The sequence below is a fragment of the Rhodococcus sp. ACS1 genome, assembly GCF_002300155.1.
In the GTDB taxonomy this organism is placed as follows: domain Bacteria; phylum Actinomycetota; class Actinomycetes; order Mycobacteriales; family Mycobacteriaceae; genus Rhodococcus_F; species Rhodococcus_F koreensis.
On the sequence record NZ_NSDZ01000006.1, the window covers coordinates 369,792 to 389,789 of the forward strand.

Here is a 19,998-nt window from a genome sequence, read left to right on the forward strand (position 1 = left end):
TTAGTCGGTCCAGGTCTGCGGTTGACCCAGATGTGGATACCGCAACTCGCCGAGTCAGCGAACGTACTGCTCGAATTGGGCCGTACGGACGATCGGGGCGAGGCCACGAACCTGGAGGAACTGGGCGCGATCTCGTTGAGAACGGCGCGCCAGTGCGAGTCGGGCAGCGGAGTGGACACCGCGGTCTCGAGCTCCCCGGCCCCGCGCTCCTCGTCTACCGCGCCGAGCCACACGATGTCGGTCAAACCCCAGCCCATCCCCGCACCGCCGATCAGTTCGCCCGCCGCTAACTGCCTTGGTGTGGTCGTGGCTTGATAGTCGGGGCGGAGCAGCCCGCACCGGCGGCCGGCCGAGCCTTCGGCTACACAGTCTCAGGGCACGCCCGCAGGGATGAGGGCGACATTCAGATGCAGTGACTCATGAGCTGATCAACTTATTGCACTGGGAAAGGATGATTCACAATTCCCATCTACAAGATCATTGCTCCATCGTTAATAAATTCTTCATATTCCGTCACCTCTTGCCCGGTCGAGCAAGTCCATATCCATTGAACCACTTGGTTTTACGCGGTCTCATGCTGCTTCGGGTCATGGGAGCTTGGCTCATGGTGAATCTATCCGTAGGAAAAGCCTGTGCCCGAGCTTTATCTTCTAAATCGAATTATTCCTCGGGAGTGACCGGCCAACCGGGAACCGACGACCACATCCACCGCGAGAGAGAGGAAATGCCGTGAGTGGCAGAACCACGCACCGGGAGGCGCGAGCATGAGCGTCTTCGGCAACATGCGCCTGACGAAGAAGTTGTCCACCTGGTCGGCGCTGTTGGTTGCAGCGCCGCTGGTGCTGGCCGGGTGCGGCAGTGGTAGCGATGACGACGGGGCGGTGACGTTCCGCTTCGCCAACTCGCCCACCGCCCTGTCGCTGGTCAGGATCGCTGACGAATTGGGGTATTGGGACAACGCCGGGGTCCGTCCGGAGTACGTCGGGCCTGCCACGGCTGTGCCCGCGGTGCAGTTGCTCGATCAGGGCGCGATCGACATCGCGACGGGCATGTTCAACAACGACATCGACGGGAAGGTGAAGGGCTTCAAGTTCACGGCCATCGCCTCGAGCATGCTCGACCTGCCCGACATGCCTCACATGGCCTACTTCACCAAGGTGGGCTCGGACATCACCAAGGAGAATCTGAAGGCCATCGAGGGCAAGACGATTGGTCTTTCCGGGTCCAACAGTTGCACAGACCTGGTGATCAAGCGATACCTGCAGAACAACGGTGTGGATCTGAACAAGGTCAACTTCCTCGAGCTCAAGAACGAGCTCATTGCACCAGCGATCGAAAGAGGCGAGGTCGACCTCGGGGTCTTCCACCCGCCGCTGGTCGGTGTGCTGCAGAGCCAGCCGGACAAGTTCACCCAGGCCTTCACGTCTTTCGAAGACTGGGGCCCGCTGGGTGGCCAGGCACCGTATGTCGCGAGCAACGCGTGGCTGCAGAAGTACCCGGACGCGGCGCGTGCGTTCGTGGGCGTGATCGCGAAGACGGCCAACTGGGCCAACGCCCACCCGAAGGAGTCCGCGGAGATCGCCGGCAAGACCACGGGATATCCGGTGGAGCAGACCACCAACTGGCACTACGCACCCAACGCTCTGCTCGACAAGGCGAGCCTGCAGCTGTGGTGGGATCTCGTGGAAGAGGTGGGTGAGCCGCTGCCGGGCTCGGAGAATCTGAAGCCCGAAGATGTTGCGACCAACGCCTTCAACCCCTACGCGAAGTCCGCAGACCTTCTGGAATCCCAGGAAGACAACACTGAGATCGTGACCGACGAGCAGAACGACGGGATCTTCAAGACGCACCTCGTCGACATCGAGGGCCTCGAAAAGTGATCCGGCGCCATCCGCACCCGACAGGAAGTCACACGACATGACTCAACAAGTGCTAGCTGAACGATTCGAGCAGGACGCGGGGCCGATCGCGCCCCGTGCCCACGGTACGGACTGGAAGATCGAGGCGAAGCGCGTCGCCAAGATCTATCCGAAACCGGGATCGAGGTCGACCAAGGACGCCACCGCAGTCCTCGACGGATTCGACCTGCAGATCAAGAGCGGCGAGTTCCTCTCCCTCCTCGGGCCGAGTGGCTGCGGCAAGTCGACGTTTTTGAACATCCTCGCGGGCTTGGAGACTCACAACGGCGGAGCTGTTCTCGTCGACGGAAAACGAGTCGAAGGCGTCAACAAGAACGTCGGCGTCGTCTTCCAGGGTTACGCCTTGTTCCCCTGGCTGACGGCGCAGAAGAACGTCGAGGTCGGTCTCAAGATTCGCGGCGTCCCCAAGGCGGAACGCAGGGCGAGGGCAGCGAAGGTGCTGAAGACGGTGGGCCTGGAAGCCGCCGCCAACCGGCTTCCTCACCAGCTCTCCGGTGGTATGCGTCAGCGGGTCGCGATCGCGCGCGTTCTCGCTTACGAACCCGACATCCTGGTGTTCGATGAGCCGTTCGCCGCCCTGGATGCGCAGACGCGTGAGTTCCTGCAGGGCGAGTTGCTGCGTATCTGGGAATCCGGTGACACGAAGAAGACGATCCTCTTCGTCACCCACTCGATCGACGAGGCCATCTTCCTGTCGGATCGGATCGCGGTCATGACCCGTGCACCCGGCAAGGTGAAGACGCTGTTCGACATCGAGCTTCCGCGGCCCCGGGACAGCGACTCCCGCAACTCGGAGGAGTTCGCGCACATCCGGTCGCGCGTCGCGCGCGTCCTAGAGGAGGAGGTGCACATTGGCAACGACGATCACTGAGCCGGCACGCGGCGAGGAACACCTGCTGGACGAGGATCTCACTCCGCCCAAGGCGCCCAACCCGTGGCTCGTGAAATACGACAGATTGATCTACGGAATCATCGGGCTGTCAGCCTTTTTGGTGCTCTGGTGGTGGATCGTTGATTCCGAGTACGTCAGCGCACTGTATCTGTCGAAGCCACAGGATGTGGCCACGGCGTTCGTCGACGGACTTACGGACGGCACGTTGCGCTCCGAGATCTGGCCGAGTGTCGAGCGTGCGTTGACCGGATTCGCCATTGCGCTCGTGGCGGGCATCACCCTCGGCATCGTCGTCGGATCGTTCCGGATCTTCCAGAAGCTCGCTGAACCGCTCCTGCTGTTCTTCCGGAATCTTTCGCTGCTCGCGCTGTTGCCGGTCTTCGTCGTGTTCCTCGGAATCGGCGAGGAGTCCAAGGTGGCCATTGTCGTGTGGGCCTGCTTCTGGCCGATCTTCATCAACGCGGTCGGAGCGGTCGGGGGTGTGGAGCGCATCCTGCTGAATGCGGCCCGGACACTCGGAGCCGGGCGGGTGTACATTTTCAGCCGCGTGGTTCTTCCGGCGGCGATCCCGGCGATCTTCCCGGGGATCCGTCTGGCTGCTGCGAACGCGTTCACGGCTCTCGTCGCCGCCGAACTCGTCGGTGGTGCGCAGGGTTTGGGTATCTACATCAACAACGCCGCGTTGCGTTATCAGACCCCCCCAATGTATGCCGGCATCCTGACCCTCGGTCTCATCGGAATCCTCGTCAACGGCGTGCTCACCGGTGCCGAATGGCGACTGACCGCATGGCAGCGAGGACTGACGAACAAGTGACGAACACGCGAGTCCGTACCGGCGTCCGCAACGGTCGGTAGATCGTCGTCAGCTTTCCGTGCACCCAGGAACCCGGCGCCCGAGTTCCTGGGTGCCGGTCGTTCCGTGTCGAAAACCTCTGAGAGTGGAGTGAGTGGTCAGATGCAACGCGCAAGTCACCACAGCCGTGTCAACGCAACGGTGGTTCTCAACCGGCGCAGCGTCCTCGCGACCGTCGCCTTCACGCTGGCGGCCGTTACAGGGTTGGTTGGCTGCGGGTCGGACACACAGGTCGATTACGAGACCGCCGGGGGTTCCGGGGACTCGCTCGTCGTCTACGTCGGCGCCGGTGACGACCGCGAGATCTTGGAGTACGCGGTCGAGAATCTCCTGCCGGCCTCGGCGAAAATCGAACTCGTCGACGCGTCGGAAGATTCCAACGGGAAGGTGGCCGCCGGGGACGGCGACCTTTCCTTCTATCAGCACATCCCCGCGTTCGAAGCCGATCTCGGCACGCATTCGTACGACAATCTGAGCATTGTGTCGAAGGTGAATGTCGTTCCATACGGCCTGTACTCGTCGAAATGGAAGGATGTGAAAGACACCGAGAGCTGGGTGAACGTGGGCCTGGTGGCGGACGAGGTGACCGGACAGAGTCTTCCCCATGGCTCGCAGGTCGTGCTCCCCGCGACGTCGACCGGTTTCGCGCGTGGACTCTATCTGCTGCAGAGCGCGGGGCTGGTGAAGCTGGATCGCCCGTTCGGGGGTACCTCGGCGGTGGATCTCACGATTACCCAGGCGAACGTGCTGGACTCGCTCCGGCACCTGACACTCCTGGGACTCGGCTACGACGACTACCTCCAGTCGCTGTACGAAAATTACGACGCAGTGGTCCTCAATCCGGATGACGCGGCATCCATCGGTCTGACGCCGGCGGAAGACGCGCTCGCGATCGAACCGGGCCCGGGGAATCCCTATGCGCATGTGCTCGTCGCGCCGTCGAGGTTGGCGGGTGACCAGCGAGTGCTCGAACTGGCACGTGCGCTGGAAAGCCCAGAACTGGCCCAGTTCCTGGAAACGAAATTCCGGGGCGCGAACATTCCGGTGGCCGCGGCGGAGAGCGAGTGACGCACGGTCAGGGGCCTGTCGACAGTGCCGGATTCTCTAGAGGGCCTCGTAATCGAAGGACGCCAGCTTGGGTCCGTGGGTGCCCTCGAACCGAACCGTGACCTTCCACTCCCCGGCGGTCGGCACGATCACCCCGTCACTGATCCAAGTGAGTCCGTCGCCGTCGGGTCCGGTTCTGGTGAGTTCGACCGGCATCCGTGCGACATTGGCGACGGCCGAGGAGAGTTCGACGTCCACGTCGGGCAGCGCTGCGCCCGCGGCGAACCCAGCATCCGGGGTCCGGAACCGGACGGTCAATGTCTGGGGGCCGCGGCGGACGGAGTCGATCTCGACGTCCAGGATCTCCGACGCACCGAAGTTCAGCTCGGTGTACACACTCGTGGTGTAGCTGTCCTTGGCGGGTGTGAGAGACGACAGCAACGACGTCGCAGCGAGGACCGCGACCGCGAGAGCGGCCTCGACGATCACGGTGCGCGAGCGCCGCGGGTTCTCACCGCGGTCACCGGCCGGGTCGGTCGTTCCGTGGCGGTACCGACGGTATGTCAGGTAGCCGGCGACCACGACGAGCCCGACCAGTACGACCTTGACGGTCAGCACCAGTCCGTACGAGGTGCGAAACAGCGCCTCGATGGGACGGACCTGCAGGATCGCGAGGGTCAGACCTGTGGCGGACACGAGCACCACATGGCCTGCGGCCACCCGATGCCATCGTTCGAGCTGCGCGGCACCGTCGACTACCAGAGCCAGGATGCACACTCCGCCGAGCCACACAGCGGCGGCGTATACGTGCGCAGCGGTGCCGATGAACGCCAGCGGCCATCTTTCGGTGGACCCCCCGTGACCGCCGAGCGTGATCGCGACAACCGCCGACGCGGCCTCGAGGTACCCGAGTACGTCGGCGGTCCGGTTAGTCCCGGGCGGATACGCGAAGCAGGCGAGGTTCAGCACCACCGCCACGACGATCGCGACACCCAGCTGAGCACCCAGGACGGTTGCGACAGCCGACGCCGACGCGTCGACCAGCCCGCCCGACTGCCCCGCAACCTGCACGATGAATCGACCGAGCAGCCCGACGGTCAATATCGCCGTTCCCACCCGGTAGACCGTGCGAAAACGGCGGTCGCCCAGGGCGGTGGGCCAGACCCAGCGGCCGGCGATCATGAGGCCCGAGGACAGGACGACACCGAGGTACACCGCCGACTTGCTCGGGTAGCGGAGGTACTGCTCGGCTCCGGTTGTTGTCACACCGGCGTCGAGGGCGTGACCGAACTGGGTGACCGAGCCCACCGTGAATCTGCTCGACAGCGACACCACGTGGGTGTCTGCGGAGATCACCCGTGCCGTAGCGAGATACGCCCCGTCGGGAATCTTTCCGTCGACCACGAACACGATCCGGCGGCCACCTTCCTCGACCCGGTCGGTCGCGACCGAGTGGCGGGCACCGGTGCTGTCGATCAGCTGCGCCGACCCCTCGACCAGCGTGACCGGCTCACTCAACTCGAAGGCCAGTACCTCCGGCGACACGTCGACGTGCGATCCGTCGCCCGGAGTGGTCGAGACGATGGTGGCGTGGGCCGACGCGGGTGGCGCCAACCATGCTGCCGTCGCAAAGAGCGTGAGTAGCCAGGAGAACGCAACAGCTCGCGTCATCGTGACCGCGAATCGGCGGTTGTCGTTCTGCACGAGCACCGGCGGGCTAGGTTCGGACATGACCCCGACGCACGAGAGCGATCACCGCGATTGTCGCCCCCAGCGAGAGCACCAGGGCGACCACAGCGATCGTGCGCCACAGCCACGCTGTCGAATCGCTGTCGGACGCGGCCACATGGGACGAACCGTCGGCCGGTGCCGAATCTGGTGTGCCGCTGTGCCCGTCGCCGTGCGCGCCACCGGAGGCGAGCGTGACGACGGGAGCCGGGTGTTCGGGTTCGATGCCTGCGTTGACGGCAACCTCGTTCCAGGACACCACCGATCCGTCGCTGTAGATCTGCTCAGTGGGTAGCGGAACCGAGTCGACGTCCTCGGGCCACGGTCCCGCCGACAGGGTGAACACCCCGAATTCCGCTGCCTTCAATCCGTTCGCGGGATCCGTCGCCTGCCATCTGACTCGTGACACCCGTTCCCCGTCGCCCGACTGCTCACGTTCGACCGTCGCCGTCCATCCCGGAATCGGCAGCGTCCGAGCCGAGGTCAAGTCGACGCCCTCGGGGACCGTGAGGGACAGACCGATTGTCGACGCGTCGTCCGACTCGGTGGGAACGATGAGGCGCACCAGGCCGTATCCGCCCTTCGACAGCTGCTCCGCGCTGTCGACGTGGACATGCGCCGCGGCAGGTGCGGCGAAGCCGAGCAGTGCCACGCCTCCGAGCGCCGTCACGGCTGCGACGCGGCGCGCAATCGCACTCCACCGGCGACCGACGTTGACATTTTCATTGTTCGACATACTGAATCGACTCCATTGACCGCGCGAGTTGGTTGCATATGACTGGTGTGTTTCGGGTGGGGACTGCTGGCGAGACGCCGGACCGTCCGCGCGAACAGACACCGGAAACCGCTGAATATCAACGATGCTAATGCTCCTCGCAGATGCGGCGGAGGGTTCGGATCGGCGTGATGGTTACTCGGGTTCGTGCCCACGGCAGGGACTGCGGAGGGCGGATTTGGCGACTGGTCGGCGCGTGCGATAGCTCTGAATCCGTTGGGAGCGAAGAAGTGTCGCGCCTACATCTCGACTGCACACCCGGAGTCGAACACGAGAGTCGAATCCGGGCGGCGGCCCGGAGCGCCTGTGTGGGACAACTCAGCGCGGGGCAGGGTGTGCCATGCTGAGAACGAAGTCTGACGAAGTCACGGGGGTGACATGACTGTTCACATTTTGGTGCGGTCCTCAGGGAAGCGTGGATGGATGCTGCGGTGTGATCTGTGTGAGCACCGCTTCGACGCCGCCGTCGCCGGTCGTCGGGAGGCGGTCGCCTTCGCACGCACCAACGGGTGGATCGTCGGTGAGGCGACGTGGTGCCCGATGTGCGCGGCCACCCACACGATCCGCCGGACCGCCTGAACCTCAGTCCCGTCGCCCTTTGCCCCGAACGCAGTGGACGGTGTCGCCCGATGCCGCTGCCGAAAGTCCCCACAGAAGGAGTTCACATGACGCAGGCCGCAACTCGACTCGCTGTGATCCCGCAGTCCGGATACACCGGCGCCGAGGTTCGCGGCGTCGATCTGACCCGCGAGCTGACCGGCGACGAAATCCAGGCGATCCGCGACGCACTGCTGAAGTGGAAGGTCGTGTTCTTCCGAGAACAGTTCCTCGACCACGACCAGCACCTACGTTTCGCGTCGTACTTCGGGAAGCCGACTCCGGCACACCCACTCTTCGACTCGATTCCCGACCCGAACCATCCGACGATCTATCCGATCTTCCGCGATCGCTTCACATCGCGGGTCGCGTCCAGCGGTGGTTACGACAAGGTGCGATGGCACGCGGACGTCACCGCTGCGGTCAACCCACCCTTCGCGTCGATTCTGCGCGCGGAGGTGCTGTCCCCGTACGGCGGCGACACCCAGTGGTCCAACGGCGTCGCCGCGTATGACGGTCTGTCGGCGCCGATCCAGCGACTCGCCGACGAACTGCGTGCGGTGCACCGATTCGCGCCCGACGCCGGTTCGACGCCCACCGAGGACTACCTCCGCCGTGTCGAGCGGCGCCCGCTGGTCAGCGAACACCCGGTGGTGCGGGTGCACCCCGAGACGGGGGAGAAGGCCCTCTACGTCAACCCGGGCTTCACTCAGCAGATCGCCGGTGTGTCGGCCCACGAGAGTCGTCGCCTTCTCGGCCTGTTCTACGAAGAGCTGGCTCGCCCCGAGTACACGGTGCGGTTCAAGTGGGAGCCGGGGTCGATCGCGTTCTGGGACAACCGTTCGTCGGTCCATCTCGCGCCGAACGACCTCGTCACCGACGACGACCGTCGACTGTTCCGCATCACCCTCGAAGGTGACGTGCCCGCCGGACCGGACGGCCGCAAGTCCGAGGCACTCGAGGGTGACCCCTTCGAGGCACAGTAATTCGGCCGCGGAATCACGCCTCGAGGTGTTCGGCTCGAGCTGATTTCAACTGTGTCGAAAACGGTTGATTTCTGCGTCGATCGGTGTCGCCGCAGTTGGCGGACATGCCGATCCCCTTTCCTGCGGATCGGTCTGCGATCGGCGAGACTGGGTACTCGGTCGTCGTCGGTATCCGGGCGGTATCGTCGCCGTCCGGCACGGGCGGAGTACTGGAGTCGATGTGCCCCCGAAACACGGTGGCCGCAAGGGGGAATCTCGTGAACATGTGGAACTACCTGCAGGGAAGGGGAGAGTTCCTCGGGTTCCTGACGTATCAGCACGCATCGCTCGCGTTCCAAACTGTGCTGGTCGGCACCATCGTCGCCGTGCTCATCGCCATCGCGGTGCACCGCCTGCCGCTCTTCTCGGCCTTGACACTCACCACCAGCAGGGTCGCGTTGACGATCCCGTCCCTCGCATTGCTCGCCCTGCTGATCGTGCCGTTCGGGCTGGGAGTCGTGCCGTCGTTCATCATGCTGGCGTTCTTCGCGGCAATGCCTGTCATCGGCAACGCGATCGTCGGCCTGCGCTCGGTTCCCGATTCGGTCATCGAATCCGCACGCGGGATCGGGCTCTCCCGTCGACGCATCCTGTTCTCGGTGTCGTTGCCCATGGCCTGGCCGGTCATCCTCACCGGGATTCGGGTGTCGACTCAGATGGTCGTCGGTGTCGCCGCGATCGTCGCGTACGTCCTCGGGCCGGGACTCGGCTCGCTGATCTTCAACGGCCTGTCCCGATTGGGAGGGACGAACTCCGTGGAGATGGCACTGACCGGAACCGTGCTCATCGTCGTCATCGCCCTGGTGTTCGACGGCCTGCTCGTCCTCCTCGGGCGGCTCACCATCGCGAAGGGATTGTCATGACCGACGAGAAGACCGGGAGCGCCGCCGATACGGTGGCCGGCGAGCGCACGGTCACCGGTGCCTCCATTCGGCTCGACGGAGTGGTGAAGCAGTATCGTGGCCAGACGAAGCCGGCCGTGCAGAAACTCGATCTCGATATCGAGGCCGGTCACATCGTCGCATTCGTCGGTCCGTCGGGGTGCGGCAAGACGACCACACTGAAAATGATCAATCGCCTCATCGAACCGACCGAGGGACGCATCTTCATCGGCGACCGCGACGTCACCGGCGAAGATCCGGACAAGCTCAGGCAGTCGATCGGCTATGTCATCCAGTCGGGTGGCCTGTTCCCACACTGGTCCGTGGCCAAGAACATCGGCGCCATTCCGCGGGTGCTGGGGTGGAATGCGCAACGCATCGCCGAACGCACCGAGTATCTGCTCGATCTCGTCGGACTCGATGCCGCCACCTTCGAGGACAGGCTCCCCAAGGACATGTCGGGCGGGCAGCAGCAGCGGGTCGGGGTGGCACGTGCACTCGCCGCGGACCCGCCGGTTCTCCTGATGGACGAGCCGTTCGGAGCGGTCGATCCCATCACTCGAGTTCGCTTGCAGGACAAACTGATCGCAATCCAGCACGAACTCGGGAAGACGATCGTGATCGTGACACACGATTTCGAGGAGGCCACGAAACTCGGAGACAAGGTCCTGATCCTCTCCGAGGGCGGCCACATCGAGCAGTACGCGACGCCCGAGGAGATTCTGGCGAAGCCGGCCACCCCCTTCGTCGAGGAGTTCGTCGGGTCGGGTGCGACGCTTGCCCACCTGACTCTGTCGCGGGTGAAGGATGTCGAGCACGATCCGGTGGTGACCGCGAGAATCGGCGAGCCGTCTGACGAGGTCATCGGTCGTGCTCGAGCACAGGGCGTGACGTGGATCGTCGTCGTCGACGGCGACGGCCGGGCCCAAGCGTGGCCGTCGCTCGACGAAGTGGCCACCAAGGATCGGGTGTCCGACTACGTCGACCCGCGTCTCCCGGTGGTGGCGCCGTCGTCCACGCTCAACGATGCGCTCGACTCCATGCTGGCCGCGAGCCAGGGCGGCGTCCTCGTCACCGACAGCAGAGGTGCGGTGACCGGGGCACTCACCATCGCGACGGTGATGGCGGTCATCCGCGGACAGCTGTCCGACGCGCGGGCCGGCGACGGGCACGTCACGTACACCGCGCACACCGAGGGCACGACCCCGTGAACCGGCTTCGTCGCTTGCCGATGGATGTGTGGTTCGAACCCCTTCTCATCGTCGTCTTCGGTACCGGGTACATCCTGTGGTATCGGTCCACCACGCTGACGCCGACCGAGGAGGCGTCACTGGGCTGGAGCAACCTCCGGACGACGATCCTCGACCACATCACGTTGACCCTGACCGCCACGGTCATCGTCGTCCTGATCGCCATTCCCCTGGGAATCGTGCTCACCCGCGAGAAGGCCAGACCGGTCAAGCCGGTAGTGGTCAATTTCGCGAACGTCGGCCAAGCGGCGCCCGCCGTGGGTCTGATCGTTCTGCTCACCATGTGGCTGGGCACCGGATTCCGCACCGCAGTGGTCGGGCTCGTGGTCTACGCGATCCTGCCCATCCTGCAGAACACGATCGTCGGTATCGACCAGGTCGATCGACGAACCATCGAGGCCGCGCGAGGCATCGGCTTCTCGGGTCTGCGCACGCTGGTGCAGGTGGAGTTGCCGCTCGCCGTTCCCGTGATCCTGAACGGCGTCCGGACCGCACTCGTGATCCTCGTCGGCACGGCAACCCTCAGCACATTCATCGGCGCCACAAGCCTGGGCACGCTCATCACGACGGGAGTCACACTGTTCCTGCCGAAACTGCTCATCTCCGGGGCCATCCTGGTCGGACTACTGGCGTTGATCATCGATTGGCTCGGACGGTTGGTCGAGCTCGTCGCAACCCCGCGAGGAGTGGCATGAACCGGCTGCGTCTTCGACTTGCTGCGACCGCGATCGCGGTCACGGTGTCCGCGAGCGTGGCCTCCGGTTGTGGATTGGTCAGCTCTTCGGGCACGTTCCACGACGCGACCCTGCCCGGCGGCGATCGCCCACTGGCGGATTCCTCCCTCGTCGTGACGTCCAAGAGCTTCACTGAGGGGGTGCTTCTCGGGAAGATCACCGCGACCTACCTGGCCGCGGCGGGCGCGAAGGTCACCGACCTCACGGGCGCGCCGGGATCCGCGTCCTCACGGCAAGCACAACTCAACGGTGACGCCGACATCCTGTGGGAGTACACCGGCACGGGGTGGGTGAACTACCACGGTGAGACGGAGACGATCCCGGATCCCGGGGAACTGTGGCAGCGCGTACACGACGTCGAGCAGCGCGACCACGACCTCGAATGGCTGCCTCCGGCCAACTTCAACGACACGTACGCCTTCGCCGCATCGGCACCGACCGCCGAGCGGCTGGGCGTCACATCGCTCTCGGATGTCGCACGTTTGCCGGAATCCGAACGGACATTCTGCGTCGACGACGAGTTCTTCAGTCGTGCGGACGGGTTCGTTCCGATGCTCGAGACCTACGGCATCCCCCTCAACGCGCCCGGCGGTGTTCCGTCGAGCAACGTCACCCGGATGGATGCCGGTGTGGTGTATACGTCCACGGCGGAGAGCGCACCCTGCAACTTCGGAATGGTCTACACCACCGACGGTCGCGTGAAGAACCTGAACCTCGCAGTCCTCGACGACGACCGCAAGTTCTTCCTGCCCTACAGCGGCACCGCGGTGGTCCGGGACGAGATCATCAATCGATATCCGGAGATCGCCGACCTGCTGGGTGTGGTCTCCGAGCGACTGACCGACGACTTGATGCAGGAACTGAACGGCCGAGTCGACATCGACGGCGAGGATCCCGCAGATGTCGCGTACGACTGGCTGAAGAGCGAGTCGCTCGTGGAGTGATCAGGGTGCCCACACCACACACCTAGGGTGTGTTTTCGCGCACGGCGTTCCAAGGGACTGTAGTGGCACCGGCTTGTCCGGCGCCCCTGTACAGACGGACCGAGCGTCCCGCCGTGAGCCCAGCGGCGCAAACACCCTGATTGGTGATTTGATGGAACACGCCGCACCAGCGACCTACCGTGAGCACCGAACGGATCCCTTCCCGCTGTCTGCGGCACAACACGGGCTGTGGTTCGCGCAGCAACTCGCCCCGGATGTGCCGATCTGCATCGCGCAGTACGTCGACATTCGTGGGCCGCTGGACGTCGAATTGTTCCGTGAGGTCGCGCTCGTGGCCGGCCACGAATACGAGTCGGTGTTCCTGCGTCTGATCGACGTCGACGGGCAACCACACCAGGTGATCGATCCGCCTGCCGACGCGGCCATGGGCGTCGTCGACTTCCGCGGCGCATCCGACCCGATGGCGGCAGCAGACGAGTGGATGCACGACAACTACACGGCACGAGTGGATTTCGAACACGACCACCTGTGCGAGTCGTCGCTGCTGTGCGTGGGTGACGAGCGGCACCTGTGGTACAGCCGGATCCATCACGTCGCCCTCGACGGATATGCGGCGATGACGCTGGTCAACCGTGTCGCTGCCCTGTACACCGCGGCGGTCGAAGACCGTTCCCCCGAACCGAACCGTGCCGCGGACCTGCACGCCCTGCACCGTCTCGAAGAGGACTACCGGGCATCCCACCGGTTCTCGTCCGACCGCGACTACTGGGCCGAACGACTCCACAGGCGCACGAACGGGGCGTCCCTGACCGATGTCGAGGCTCCCCCCGCCGCCCACAGCCTGACCGTGCGCACGGCGTTGTCGCCCGATACCGTCGCCCGGCTCGAGGACACCGGCGGCCGGCCGGGCGCGACGGCGGCCGCCGCGCTGATCGCCGCTTTCGCCTGCCATCTCTCGCGGCGGACGGGACGGGAGGACGTTCTCGTCGACATTCCGCTGTCTGCCCGCACCACCGCCGTTCTGCGACGGTCCAGCGGCATGCTCGCCAACGTCGCGCCCCTGCTGGTGCAGGTCCGATCCGGGGACACGGTCGGCGACCTCGTGGCCCGGGTGCAGCACGAACTGATGGGAGCGATGCGGCACCAGCGCGGCAACGTCGAGGACATCCTGCGCGACCTGGGTGTGTCCGCCGAAGCCCGCAGGATCTCGGGACCGATGATCAACGTGATGCTGTTCGATCAGGACCTCACGTTCGGGTCGCTGACCGGAGACTTCCGGATCCTCACCACCGGTCCCGTCCCGGACCTGTCCGTCAACGTGTATCGCAGCGGCACCCCGGCATCGACGATCGTCGAGTTCGAGGCCAACCCGTACCGTTACCGCGACGACGAACTGCGGTCGCATCACGCCGCCGTCGTCGGGTTGATCGACGAACTGCTCGCCGCGGACCCCGGCACTCCACTCGCCGCGATCGGCGCGCACGAGTTGGATCGGTTGACGCCGGTGGTGGGTGGGGGGTCGGCCCCGGAGGTGTCGTTGCCGGGGTTGTTGGCGGCGGCGGTGGGGGTGGATCCGGATGCGGTGGCGGTGGTGTGTGGGGGGCGGCGGTTGACGTATCGGGAGGTGGATGCGGCGTCGAATCGGTTGGCGCGGGTGTTGCTCGGGGTGGGGGTGGGTGCCGAGTCGGTGGTGGCGGTGGCGGTGGCGCGGTCGGTGGAGTCGGTGGTGTCGGTGTGGGCGGTGGCGAAGACGGGTGCGGCGTTTTTGCCGGTGGATCCGCAGTATCCGGTGGGTCGGATCGAGCACATGGTTGCTGATTCGGGTGTGGTTGTGGGGGTGACGGTGTCGGCTTCGGTGGATCGGTTGCCGGGTGCGGTGCGGTGGGTGGTGCTCGATGATGCCGAGACGGTGGAGCGGTTGTCGTCGGTGTCGGCGGGGGCGGTGTCGGATGCGGATCGGGGTGGTTCGGTGCGGGTGGGTCAGGCGGCGTATGTGATCTATACGTCGGGGTCGACGGGTCTGCCGAAGGGGGTGGTGGTGACGCATCGGGGGTTGGCGAATGTGGTGGCGTCGCAGCGTTCGGGTTTTGGATCGGTCACCGGTGCGCGGGTGTTGCAGTGTGCGTCGCCGAGTTTCGATGCGTCGGTGTTCGAGTTGGTGTGGGCGGTGGGGATGGGTGGCCGGTTGGTGGTGGTGCCGCCGACGGTGTATGGCGGGGAGGAGTTGGCGCGGATCCTGGATTGTGAGGGGGTGACGCATGCGGTGTTGACGCCGACGGCGTTGTCGTCGTTGGATCCGTCCGGTCTGGATGTGTTGGGTACGTTGGTGGTTGCCGGTGAGGCGTGCCCGCCGGAACTTGTATCGAGGTGGGCGCCGGGTCGGGAGATGTTCAATGCGTACGGGCCGACGGAGGCCACGATCATGTCGAATGCGAGCGAGCCGTTGGTGGTGGGGGAGTCGGTGACGATTGGTGGTCCGGTTGGTGGGTTCGGTGAAGTGGTGTTGGATGCGCGGTTGCGGCCGGTGCCGTTCGGGGCGGCGGGGGAGTTGTATTTGTCGGGTCCGGCGTTGGCGCGGGGGTATCGGAATCGGTTGGGGTTGACGGCGGCGCGGTTTGTTGCGGATCCGTTCGGTGGTCCGGGGCAGCGGATGTATCGGACGGGGGATGTGGTGCGGTGGCGGGAGGGTCCGGGTGGGCCGGTGCTCGAGTATGTGGGTCGTTCGGATTTTCAGGTGAAGATTCGTGGTTTCCGCGTCGAACTCGGCGAAATCGATGCGGTGCTGACGCAGCATCCCCGTATTGCGTTCGCGGTGACCCTCGGTCGCACCGCCCCGTCCGGGGACACCGTCCTGGTGTCGTACGTTCTACCGTCCGGTGACGGCGAACCCGACGTTGCCGAGGTCACCGACCATGTGCGCGGCAGTGTGCCCGCGCACATGGTGCCCGCGACGATCGTGATCCTCGACGAGTTGCCTCTCACCCCGGTGGGCAAGCTGGACCGGCAGGCCTTGCCCACACCGGATTTCGCGGTGGTACGCACCGTCTTCCGTGCGTCGGACAGCGGAACCGAGCGGACCGTGGCAGATGCCTTCGCCGAGGTACTCGGACTCGACCGGGCCGGGCTCGACGACAACTTCTTCGACCTGGGCGGCAATTCGCTGAGCGCGACCCGCGTCGTCGCCCGCATCAACTCCGCACTGGGTACCGGCCTGGGGGTCCGCGAGCTGTTCGAGGCACCCACGGTGGTGGGCTTCGCCGCCCGCGCCGATGAAGCAGATCGCCGCGTCGCGGCGCGTGCCGCACTCACCGGGGGCGTACGCTCCGATCGCCTGCCGCTGTCGCTGGCGCAGCAGCGGATGTGGATCGTCAACCAGGTCGACACGGCTTCGCCCGCCTACAACATTCCGATCGCGCTGCGCCTGTCCGGCGAACTCGACATCGAGGCCATGCGCGCCGCTTTCGAGGACGTCGTCGACCGGCACGAACCACTCCGCACCGTCTACCCCGGCTCCGCGGACGGCCCGCACCAGGTGGTGCTGCCTGTTGACCAGGTGACCCTCGACCTCACTCCGGTCACCGTCGCTGACGAAGCGGCGCTGCGCACCGAGCTGGTGTCACTGGCGTCGGCCGAATTCAACGTGCGCAGCGAGGTCCCGATGCGCATCGCACTTCTGCGGATCGGTCCGGACGAACACGTGTTGGCCCTGGTTCTGCACCATATCGCGGCGGACGGATCATCGATGGCGCCGCTGGCCCGCGACGTAATGGTCGCGTACACCGCACGTTCACACGGACGTCCGCCCGCGTGGGCGCCGATGCCGGTGCAGTACGCCGACTTCGCGCTGTGGCAGCGCCGCACCCTCGGCAGCGACACCAACCCGGACTCGCTCATCTCGGCGCAGCTGGACTACTGGCGCCGAACCCTCGACGGGATGCCCGAGCTGCTCGAGCTGCCGCTCGACCGCCGGCGACCCCTGCAGCGGTCTTCGCACGGCGCCACCGTGCCGTTCGTGATCGGCGCGGACCTGCACAGGAAGCTGTCCGAACTTGCTCGGAGCCATGATTCGACACTGTTCATGGCCGCACACGCCGCTCTCGCCGTCCTGCTCGGTCGGCTGAGCGGTGCGACGGATCTCGCAGTGGGCACGCCCGTCGCCGGCCGCGGCGACGCGGCACTGGACGAGATGGTCGGCATGTTCGTCAACACCGTGGTGCTACGGACCGACGTCCCACCCGACCGCTCCTTCACCGACCTGATGGCGCACGTCCGCGACACCGATCTCGGCGCGTTCGGGCAGGCAGAGGTGCCGTTCGACCGGGTCGTGCAGGCGGTCGACCCAGTGCGGTCCACGGCGCACGCCCCACTGTTCCAGGTGCTGCTCGAATTTCAGAACACCGAGGAGAGCCGACTCGAACTGCCCGGTCTGACCGTCGAGGTCGTCGACTCCGGCGTCGAGGTCGCCAAATGCGACCTGTTCCTGACCCTGAGTGAGAAAGTCGACGAAACCGGCGCGCCCGCAGGGATGTCCGCCGCATTCGGATTCGCCACCGACGTCCTGGACGCAGGCACCGTCCGCGGCTTCGCGGATCAGTTCGTCCGGATCCTCGACGCTGTCACCGCATCGCCGGATCGCCCGATCGGTGACATCGACGTCCTCGGCGCGCACGAGTTGGATCGGTTGACGCCGGTGGTGGGTGGGGGGTCGGCCCCGGAGGTGTCGTTGCCGGGGTTGTTGGCGGCGGCGGTGGGGGTGGATCCGGATGCGGTGGCGGTGGTGTGTGGGGGGCGGCGGTTGACGTATCGGGAGGTGGATGCGGCGTCGAATCGGTTGGCGCGGGTTTTGCTCGGGGTGGGGGTGGGTGCCGAGTCGGTGGTGGCGGTGGCGGTGGCGCGGTCGGTGGAGTCGGTGGTGTCGGTGTGGGCGGTGGCGAAGACGGGTGCGGCGTTTTTGCCGGTGGATCCGCAGTATCCGGTGGGTCGGATCGAGCACATGGTTGCTGATTCGGGTGTGGTTGTGGGGGTGACGGTGTCGGCTTCGGTGGATCGGTTGCCGGGTGCGGTGCGGTGGGTGGTGCTCGATGATGCCGAGACGGTGGAGCGGTTGTCGTCGGTGTCGGCGGGGGCGGTGTCGGATGCGGATCGGGGTGCTCCGGTGCGGGTGGGTCAGGCGGCGTATGTGATCTATACGTCGGGGTCGACGGGTCTGCCGAAGGGGGTGGTGGTGACGCATCGGGGGTTGGCGAATGTGGTGGCGTCGCAGCGTTCGGGTTTTGGATCGGTCACCGGTGCGCGGGTGTTGCAGTGTGCGTCGCCGAGTTTCGATGCGTCGGTGTTCGAGTTGGTGTGGGCGGTGGGGATGGGTGGCCGGTTGGTGGTGGTGCCGCCGACGGTGTATGGCGGGGAGGAGTTGGCGCGGATCCTGGATTGTGAGGGGGTGACGCATGCGGTGTTGACGCCGACGGCGTTGTCGTCGTTGGATCCGTCCGGTCTGGATGTGTTGGGTACGTTGGTGGTTGCCGGTGAGGCGTGCCCGCCGGAACTTGTATCGAGGTGGGCGCCGGGTCGGGAGATGTTCAATGCGTACGGGCCGACGGAGGCCACGATCATGTCGAATGCGAGCGAGCCGTTGGTGGTGGGGGAGTCGGTGACGATTGGTGGTCCGGTTGGTGGGTTCGGTGAAGTGGTGTTGGATGCGCGGTTGCGGCCGGTGCCGTTCGGGGCGGCGGGGGAGTTGTATTTGTCGGGTCCGGCGTTGGCGCGGGGGTATCGGAATCGGTTGGGGTTGACGGCGGCGCGGTTTGTTGCGGATCCGTTCGGTGGTCCGGGGCAGCGGATGTATCGGACGGGGGATGTGGTGCGGTGGCGGGAGGGTCCGGGTGGGCCGGTGCTCGAGTATGTGGGTCGCTCGGATTTTCAGGTGAAGATTCGTGGTTTCCGCGTCGAACTCGGCGAAATCGAATCAGCCCTCCTCGGATACCCCGGTATCGACCACGCAGTCGTGCACACCAGCGGCGACCGATTGGCCGGCTACGTCGTCCCCGTCGCGGGATCGGAACTCGACACGTCCGCGGTCCTGGCACACGCCCGCGCGCGCCTGGCCCCGCACATGGTCCCTGCGACCGTGACGGTGCTCGACGCCGTGCCGGTGACCGCGAACGGGAAACTCGACCGTGCGGCCCTGCCGGAACCGGACTTCACCGCGGGGCGCGCCGAGTACCGGGCGCCGCGCAACGCGACCGAGGAGGTGGTGGCCGCCGCGTTCGCCGAGGGGCTCGGACTGGACCGTGTCGGCCTCGACGACAACTACTTCACGCTCGGTGGCACGTCGCTCACCGCGACGAGCGTGATCGCCCGGATCGCCGAGTCTTCCGCGCGGGCCGTGCCGGTGCAGTGGATCTTCACCCATGCGACGCCGGAATCCCTGGCACACATGATCGTCACGGCGCCGGAGGATCCCGGATCGGAGGATGAGGCCGACCGGTCACTGGACGTGCTGCTGCCGCTGCGTACCACCGGAACCGGCAGCCCGGTGTTCTGCATCCATCCGGCGATCGGGTTGGCCTGGTGCTTCACCGGACTGGTGCAGTACCTCGGCGACCGTCCCGTGTACGGGCTGCAGTCCCCGGCGCTGACCGACCCGGACCTGCATGTCGGCTCCCTGGAGGAACTCGCTGCCCGGTATGTCGCCCGGATCCGCGCGGTGCAGCCGCACGGCCCGTACCACCTGGTGGGCTATTCGGTCGGCGGCCAGATCGCCCATGAGATGGGGGTGCAGCTCACGGGCGCCGGCGACGAGGTGGTCACCCTCGCGATGCTCGACACCCATCTGGCCGGGGGCCTCGATCGCACGGCCGAGAAGCCCACCATGGCAGCGCTTCTCGCGGAGTTCGGCGCGGTGGTCCCGGATGACGGAGATGATGCGACGACCGCCGATCGTGCCGTGGAGGTGCTGCGGCGCACTGGCGGACCGTTCGCGGCCGTGACCGCGGGCGACCTCGAGGCCGTGCACCGGGTGTTCACGCAGACGGTCGACCTCGCGCTCGCGCACCGCCCGTCGACACCGCGCGGCGTCGATCTGCTGTACTTCGGAGCGGCAGATTCCTTCGATGCCCCCACGGGAGTCTCCGCGTGGCGGCCGCACATCAGCGGCGAGATCCTCGTGCACAACGTTCCCGTGTCGCACCAGCAGATGACGAGTCCGGAAGCCCTCGCCGGCATCGGACCCGTCCTCGCACACCACGTGATGATCGCCGACAAGGCGACGCGCGTCGTCGTGTCATAGCGGCTGGAAAAGGGGGCGTCGGCGGTTGTGCCGACGCCCCGCGATCGTTGGGACCGTGCGAAGTCGCA

At 65.9% G+C, this 19,998-nt stretch carries 13 protein-coding genes; 11 read left to right on the forward strand and 2 right to left on the reverse strand.

The features are described 5' to 3' along the window. Positions 1–764 precede the first annotated feature (764 nt). From CJ179_RS30210 to CJ179_RS30225, 4 genes are all read left to right on the forward strand, one after another. Positions 765–1,880: an ABC transporter substrate-binding protein gene (locus tag CJ179_RS30210; protein ID WP_257015846.1), complete on the forward strand. Its 1,116-nt coding sequence runs from the start codon at positions 765–767 to the stop codon at positions 1,878–1,880. Between the two features lie 37 nt (positions 1,881–1,917). Then, positions 1,918–2,790: an ABC transporter ATP-binding protein gene (locus CJ179_RS30215; protein ID WP_072941252.1), complete on the forward strand. Its 873-nt coding sequence runs from the start codon at positions 1,918–1,920 to the stop codon at positions 2,788–2,790. Beyond that, a complete protein-coding gene (locus tag CJ179_RS30220) occupies positions 2,771–3,625 on the forward strand; it encodes an ABC transporter permease (RefSeq protein WP_257015847.1) in 855 nt (284 codons plus the stop codon). The genes CJ179_RS30215 and CJ179_RS30220 overlap by 20 nt, the downstream gene beginning before the upstream one ends. A gap of 141 nt (positions 3,626–3,766) precedes the next feature. Beyond that, positions 3,767–4,732, forward strand: coding sequence for a MetQ/NlpA family ABC transporter substrate-binding protein (locus tag CJ179_RS30225; RefSeq protein WP_095863864.1), 966 nt, complete (start codon positions 3,767–3,769; stop codon positions 4,730–4,732). A 36-nt stretch (positions 4,733–4,768) separates the two neighbouring features. Here CJ179_RS30225 and CJ179_RS30230 read toward each other — a convergent pair whose 3' ends face one another. Together CJ179_RS30230 and CJ179_RS30235 are read right to left on the reverse strand one after the other, a co-directional pair. Further along, positions 4,769–6,442, reverse strand: coding sequence for a CopD family protein (locus tag CJ179_RS30230; RefSeq protein ID WP_095863865.1), 1,674 nt, complete (start codon positions 6,440–6,442; stop codon positions 4,769–4,771). Beyond that, positions 6,429–7,175, reverse strand: a complete 747-nt coding sequence (locus tag CJ179_RS30235; protein WP_072941249.1) for a YcnI family protein — start codon at positions 7,173–7,175, stop codon at positions 6,429–6,431. Before CJ179_RS30235 ends, CJ179_RS30230 begins: the two co-directional genes overlap by 14 nt. Before the next feature lie 417 nt (positions 7,176–7,592). Here CJ179_RS30235 and CJ179_RS50685 point away from each other — a divergent pair, with 417 nt between their 5' ends. The 7 genes from CJ179_RS50685 (at position 7,593) to CJ179_RS30265 (ending at position 19,930) form a co-directional block, all read left to right on the forward strand. Beyond that, positions 7,593–7,793, forward strand: coding sequence for a hypothetical protein (locus CJ179_RS50685; RefSeq protein ID WP_143051471.1), 201 nt, complete (start codon positions 7,593–7,595; stop codon positions 7,791–7,793). 86 nt (positions 7,794–7,879) lie between these two features. Continuing rightward, complete coding sequence (locus tag CJ179_RS30240) at positions 7,880–8,797, forward strand: TauD/TfdA family dioxygenase (protein ID WP_095863866.1); 918 nt, start codon at positions 7,880–7,882, stop codon at positions 8,795–8,797. A gap of 263 nt (positions 8,798–9,060) precedes the next feature. After that, entirely contained in the window at positions 9,061–9,699 is a 639-nt protein-coding gene (locus tag CJ179_RS30245; protein WP_095864030.1) for an ABC transporter permease, read from the forward strand. Continuing rightward, positions 9,696–10,928, forward strand: a complete 1,233-nt coding sequence (locus CJ179_RS30250) for an ABC transporter ATP-binding protein (RefSeq protein ID WP_095863867.1) — start codon at positions 9,696–9,698, stop codon at positions 10,926–10,928. The genes CJ179_RS30245 and CJ179_RS30250 overlap by 4 nt, the downstream gene beginning before the upstream one ends. Further along, on the forward strand, positions 10,925–11,662 hold the full coding sequence (locus CJ179_RS30255; RefSeq protein WP_179377686.1) for an ABC transporter permease: 738 nt from the start codon (positions 10,925–10,927) through the stop codon (positions 11,660–11,662). Before CJ179_RS30250 ends, CJ179_RS30255 begins: the two co-directional genes overlap by 4 nt. Continuing rightward, positions 11,659–12,645: a glycine betaine ABC transporter substrate-binding protein gene (locus CJ179_RS30260; protein WP_072941241.1), complete on the forward strand. Its 987-nt coding sequence runs from the start codon at positions 11,659–11,661 to the stop codon at positions 12,643–12,645. The genes CJ179_RS30255 and CJ179_RS30260 overlap by 4 nt, the downstream gene beginning before the upstream one ends. Positions 12,646–12,796: 151 nt before the next feature. Further along, positions 12,797–19,930: a non-ribosomal peptide synthetase gene (locus CJ179_RS30265; RefSeq protein ID WP_095863868.1), complete on the forward strand. Its 7,134-nt coding sequence runs from the start codon at positions 12,797–12,799 to the stop codon at positions 19,928–19,930. Positions 19,931–19,998: the final 68 nt, after the last annotated feature.

Excerpts from the sequence above, each read along its gene's own strand:
- CJ179_RS30210 (WP_257015846.1), top strand. The coding sequence starts at position 765 with ATGAGCGTCTTCGGCAACATGCGCCTGACGAAGAAGTTGTCCACCTGG.
- CJ179_RS30215 (WP_072941252.1), top strand. The coding sequence starts at position 1,918 with ATGACTCAACAAGTGCTAGCTGAACGATTCGAGCAGGACGCGGGGCCG.
- CJ179_RS30225 (WP_095863864.1), top strand. The coding sequence starts at position 3,767 with ATGCAACGCGCAAGTCACCACAGCCGTGTCAACGCAACGGTGGTTCTC.
- CJ179_RS30230 (WP_095863865.1), bottom strand. The coding sequence starts at position 6,442 with ATGTCCGAACCTAGCCCGCCGGTGCTCGTGCAGAACGACAACCGCCGA.
- CJ179_RS30235 (WP_072941249.1), bottom strand. The coding sequence starts at position 7,175 with ATGTCGAACAATGAAAATGTCAACGTCGGTCGCCGGTGGAGTGCGATT.
- CJ179_RS50685 (WP_143051471.1), top strand. The coding sequence starts at position 7,593 with ATGACTGTTCACATTTTGGTGCGGTCCTCAGGGAAGCGTGGATGGATG.
- CJ179_RS30240 (WP_095863866.1), top strand. The coding sequence starts at position 7,880 with ATGACGCAGGCCGCAACTCGACTCGCTGTGATCCCGCAGTCCGGATAC.
- CJ179_RS30245 (WP_095864030.1), top strand. The coding sequence starts at position 9,061 with ATGTGGAACTACCTGCAGGGAAGGGGAGAGTTCCTCGGGTTCCTGACG.
- CJ179_RS30250 (WP_095863867.1), top strand. The coding sequence starts at position 9,696 with ATGACCGACGAGAAGACCGGGAGCGCCGCCGATACGGTGGCCGGCGAG.
- CJ179_RS30260 (WP_072941241.1), top strand. The coding sequence starts at position 11,659 with ATGAACCGGCTGCGTCTTCGACTTGCTGCGACCGCGATCGCGGTCACG.
- CJ179_RS30265 (WP_095863868.1), top strand. The coding sequence starts at position 12,797 with ATGGAACACGCCGCACCAGCGACCTACCGTGAGCACCGAACGGATCCC.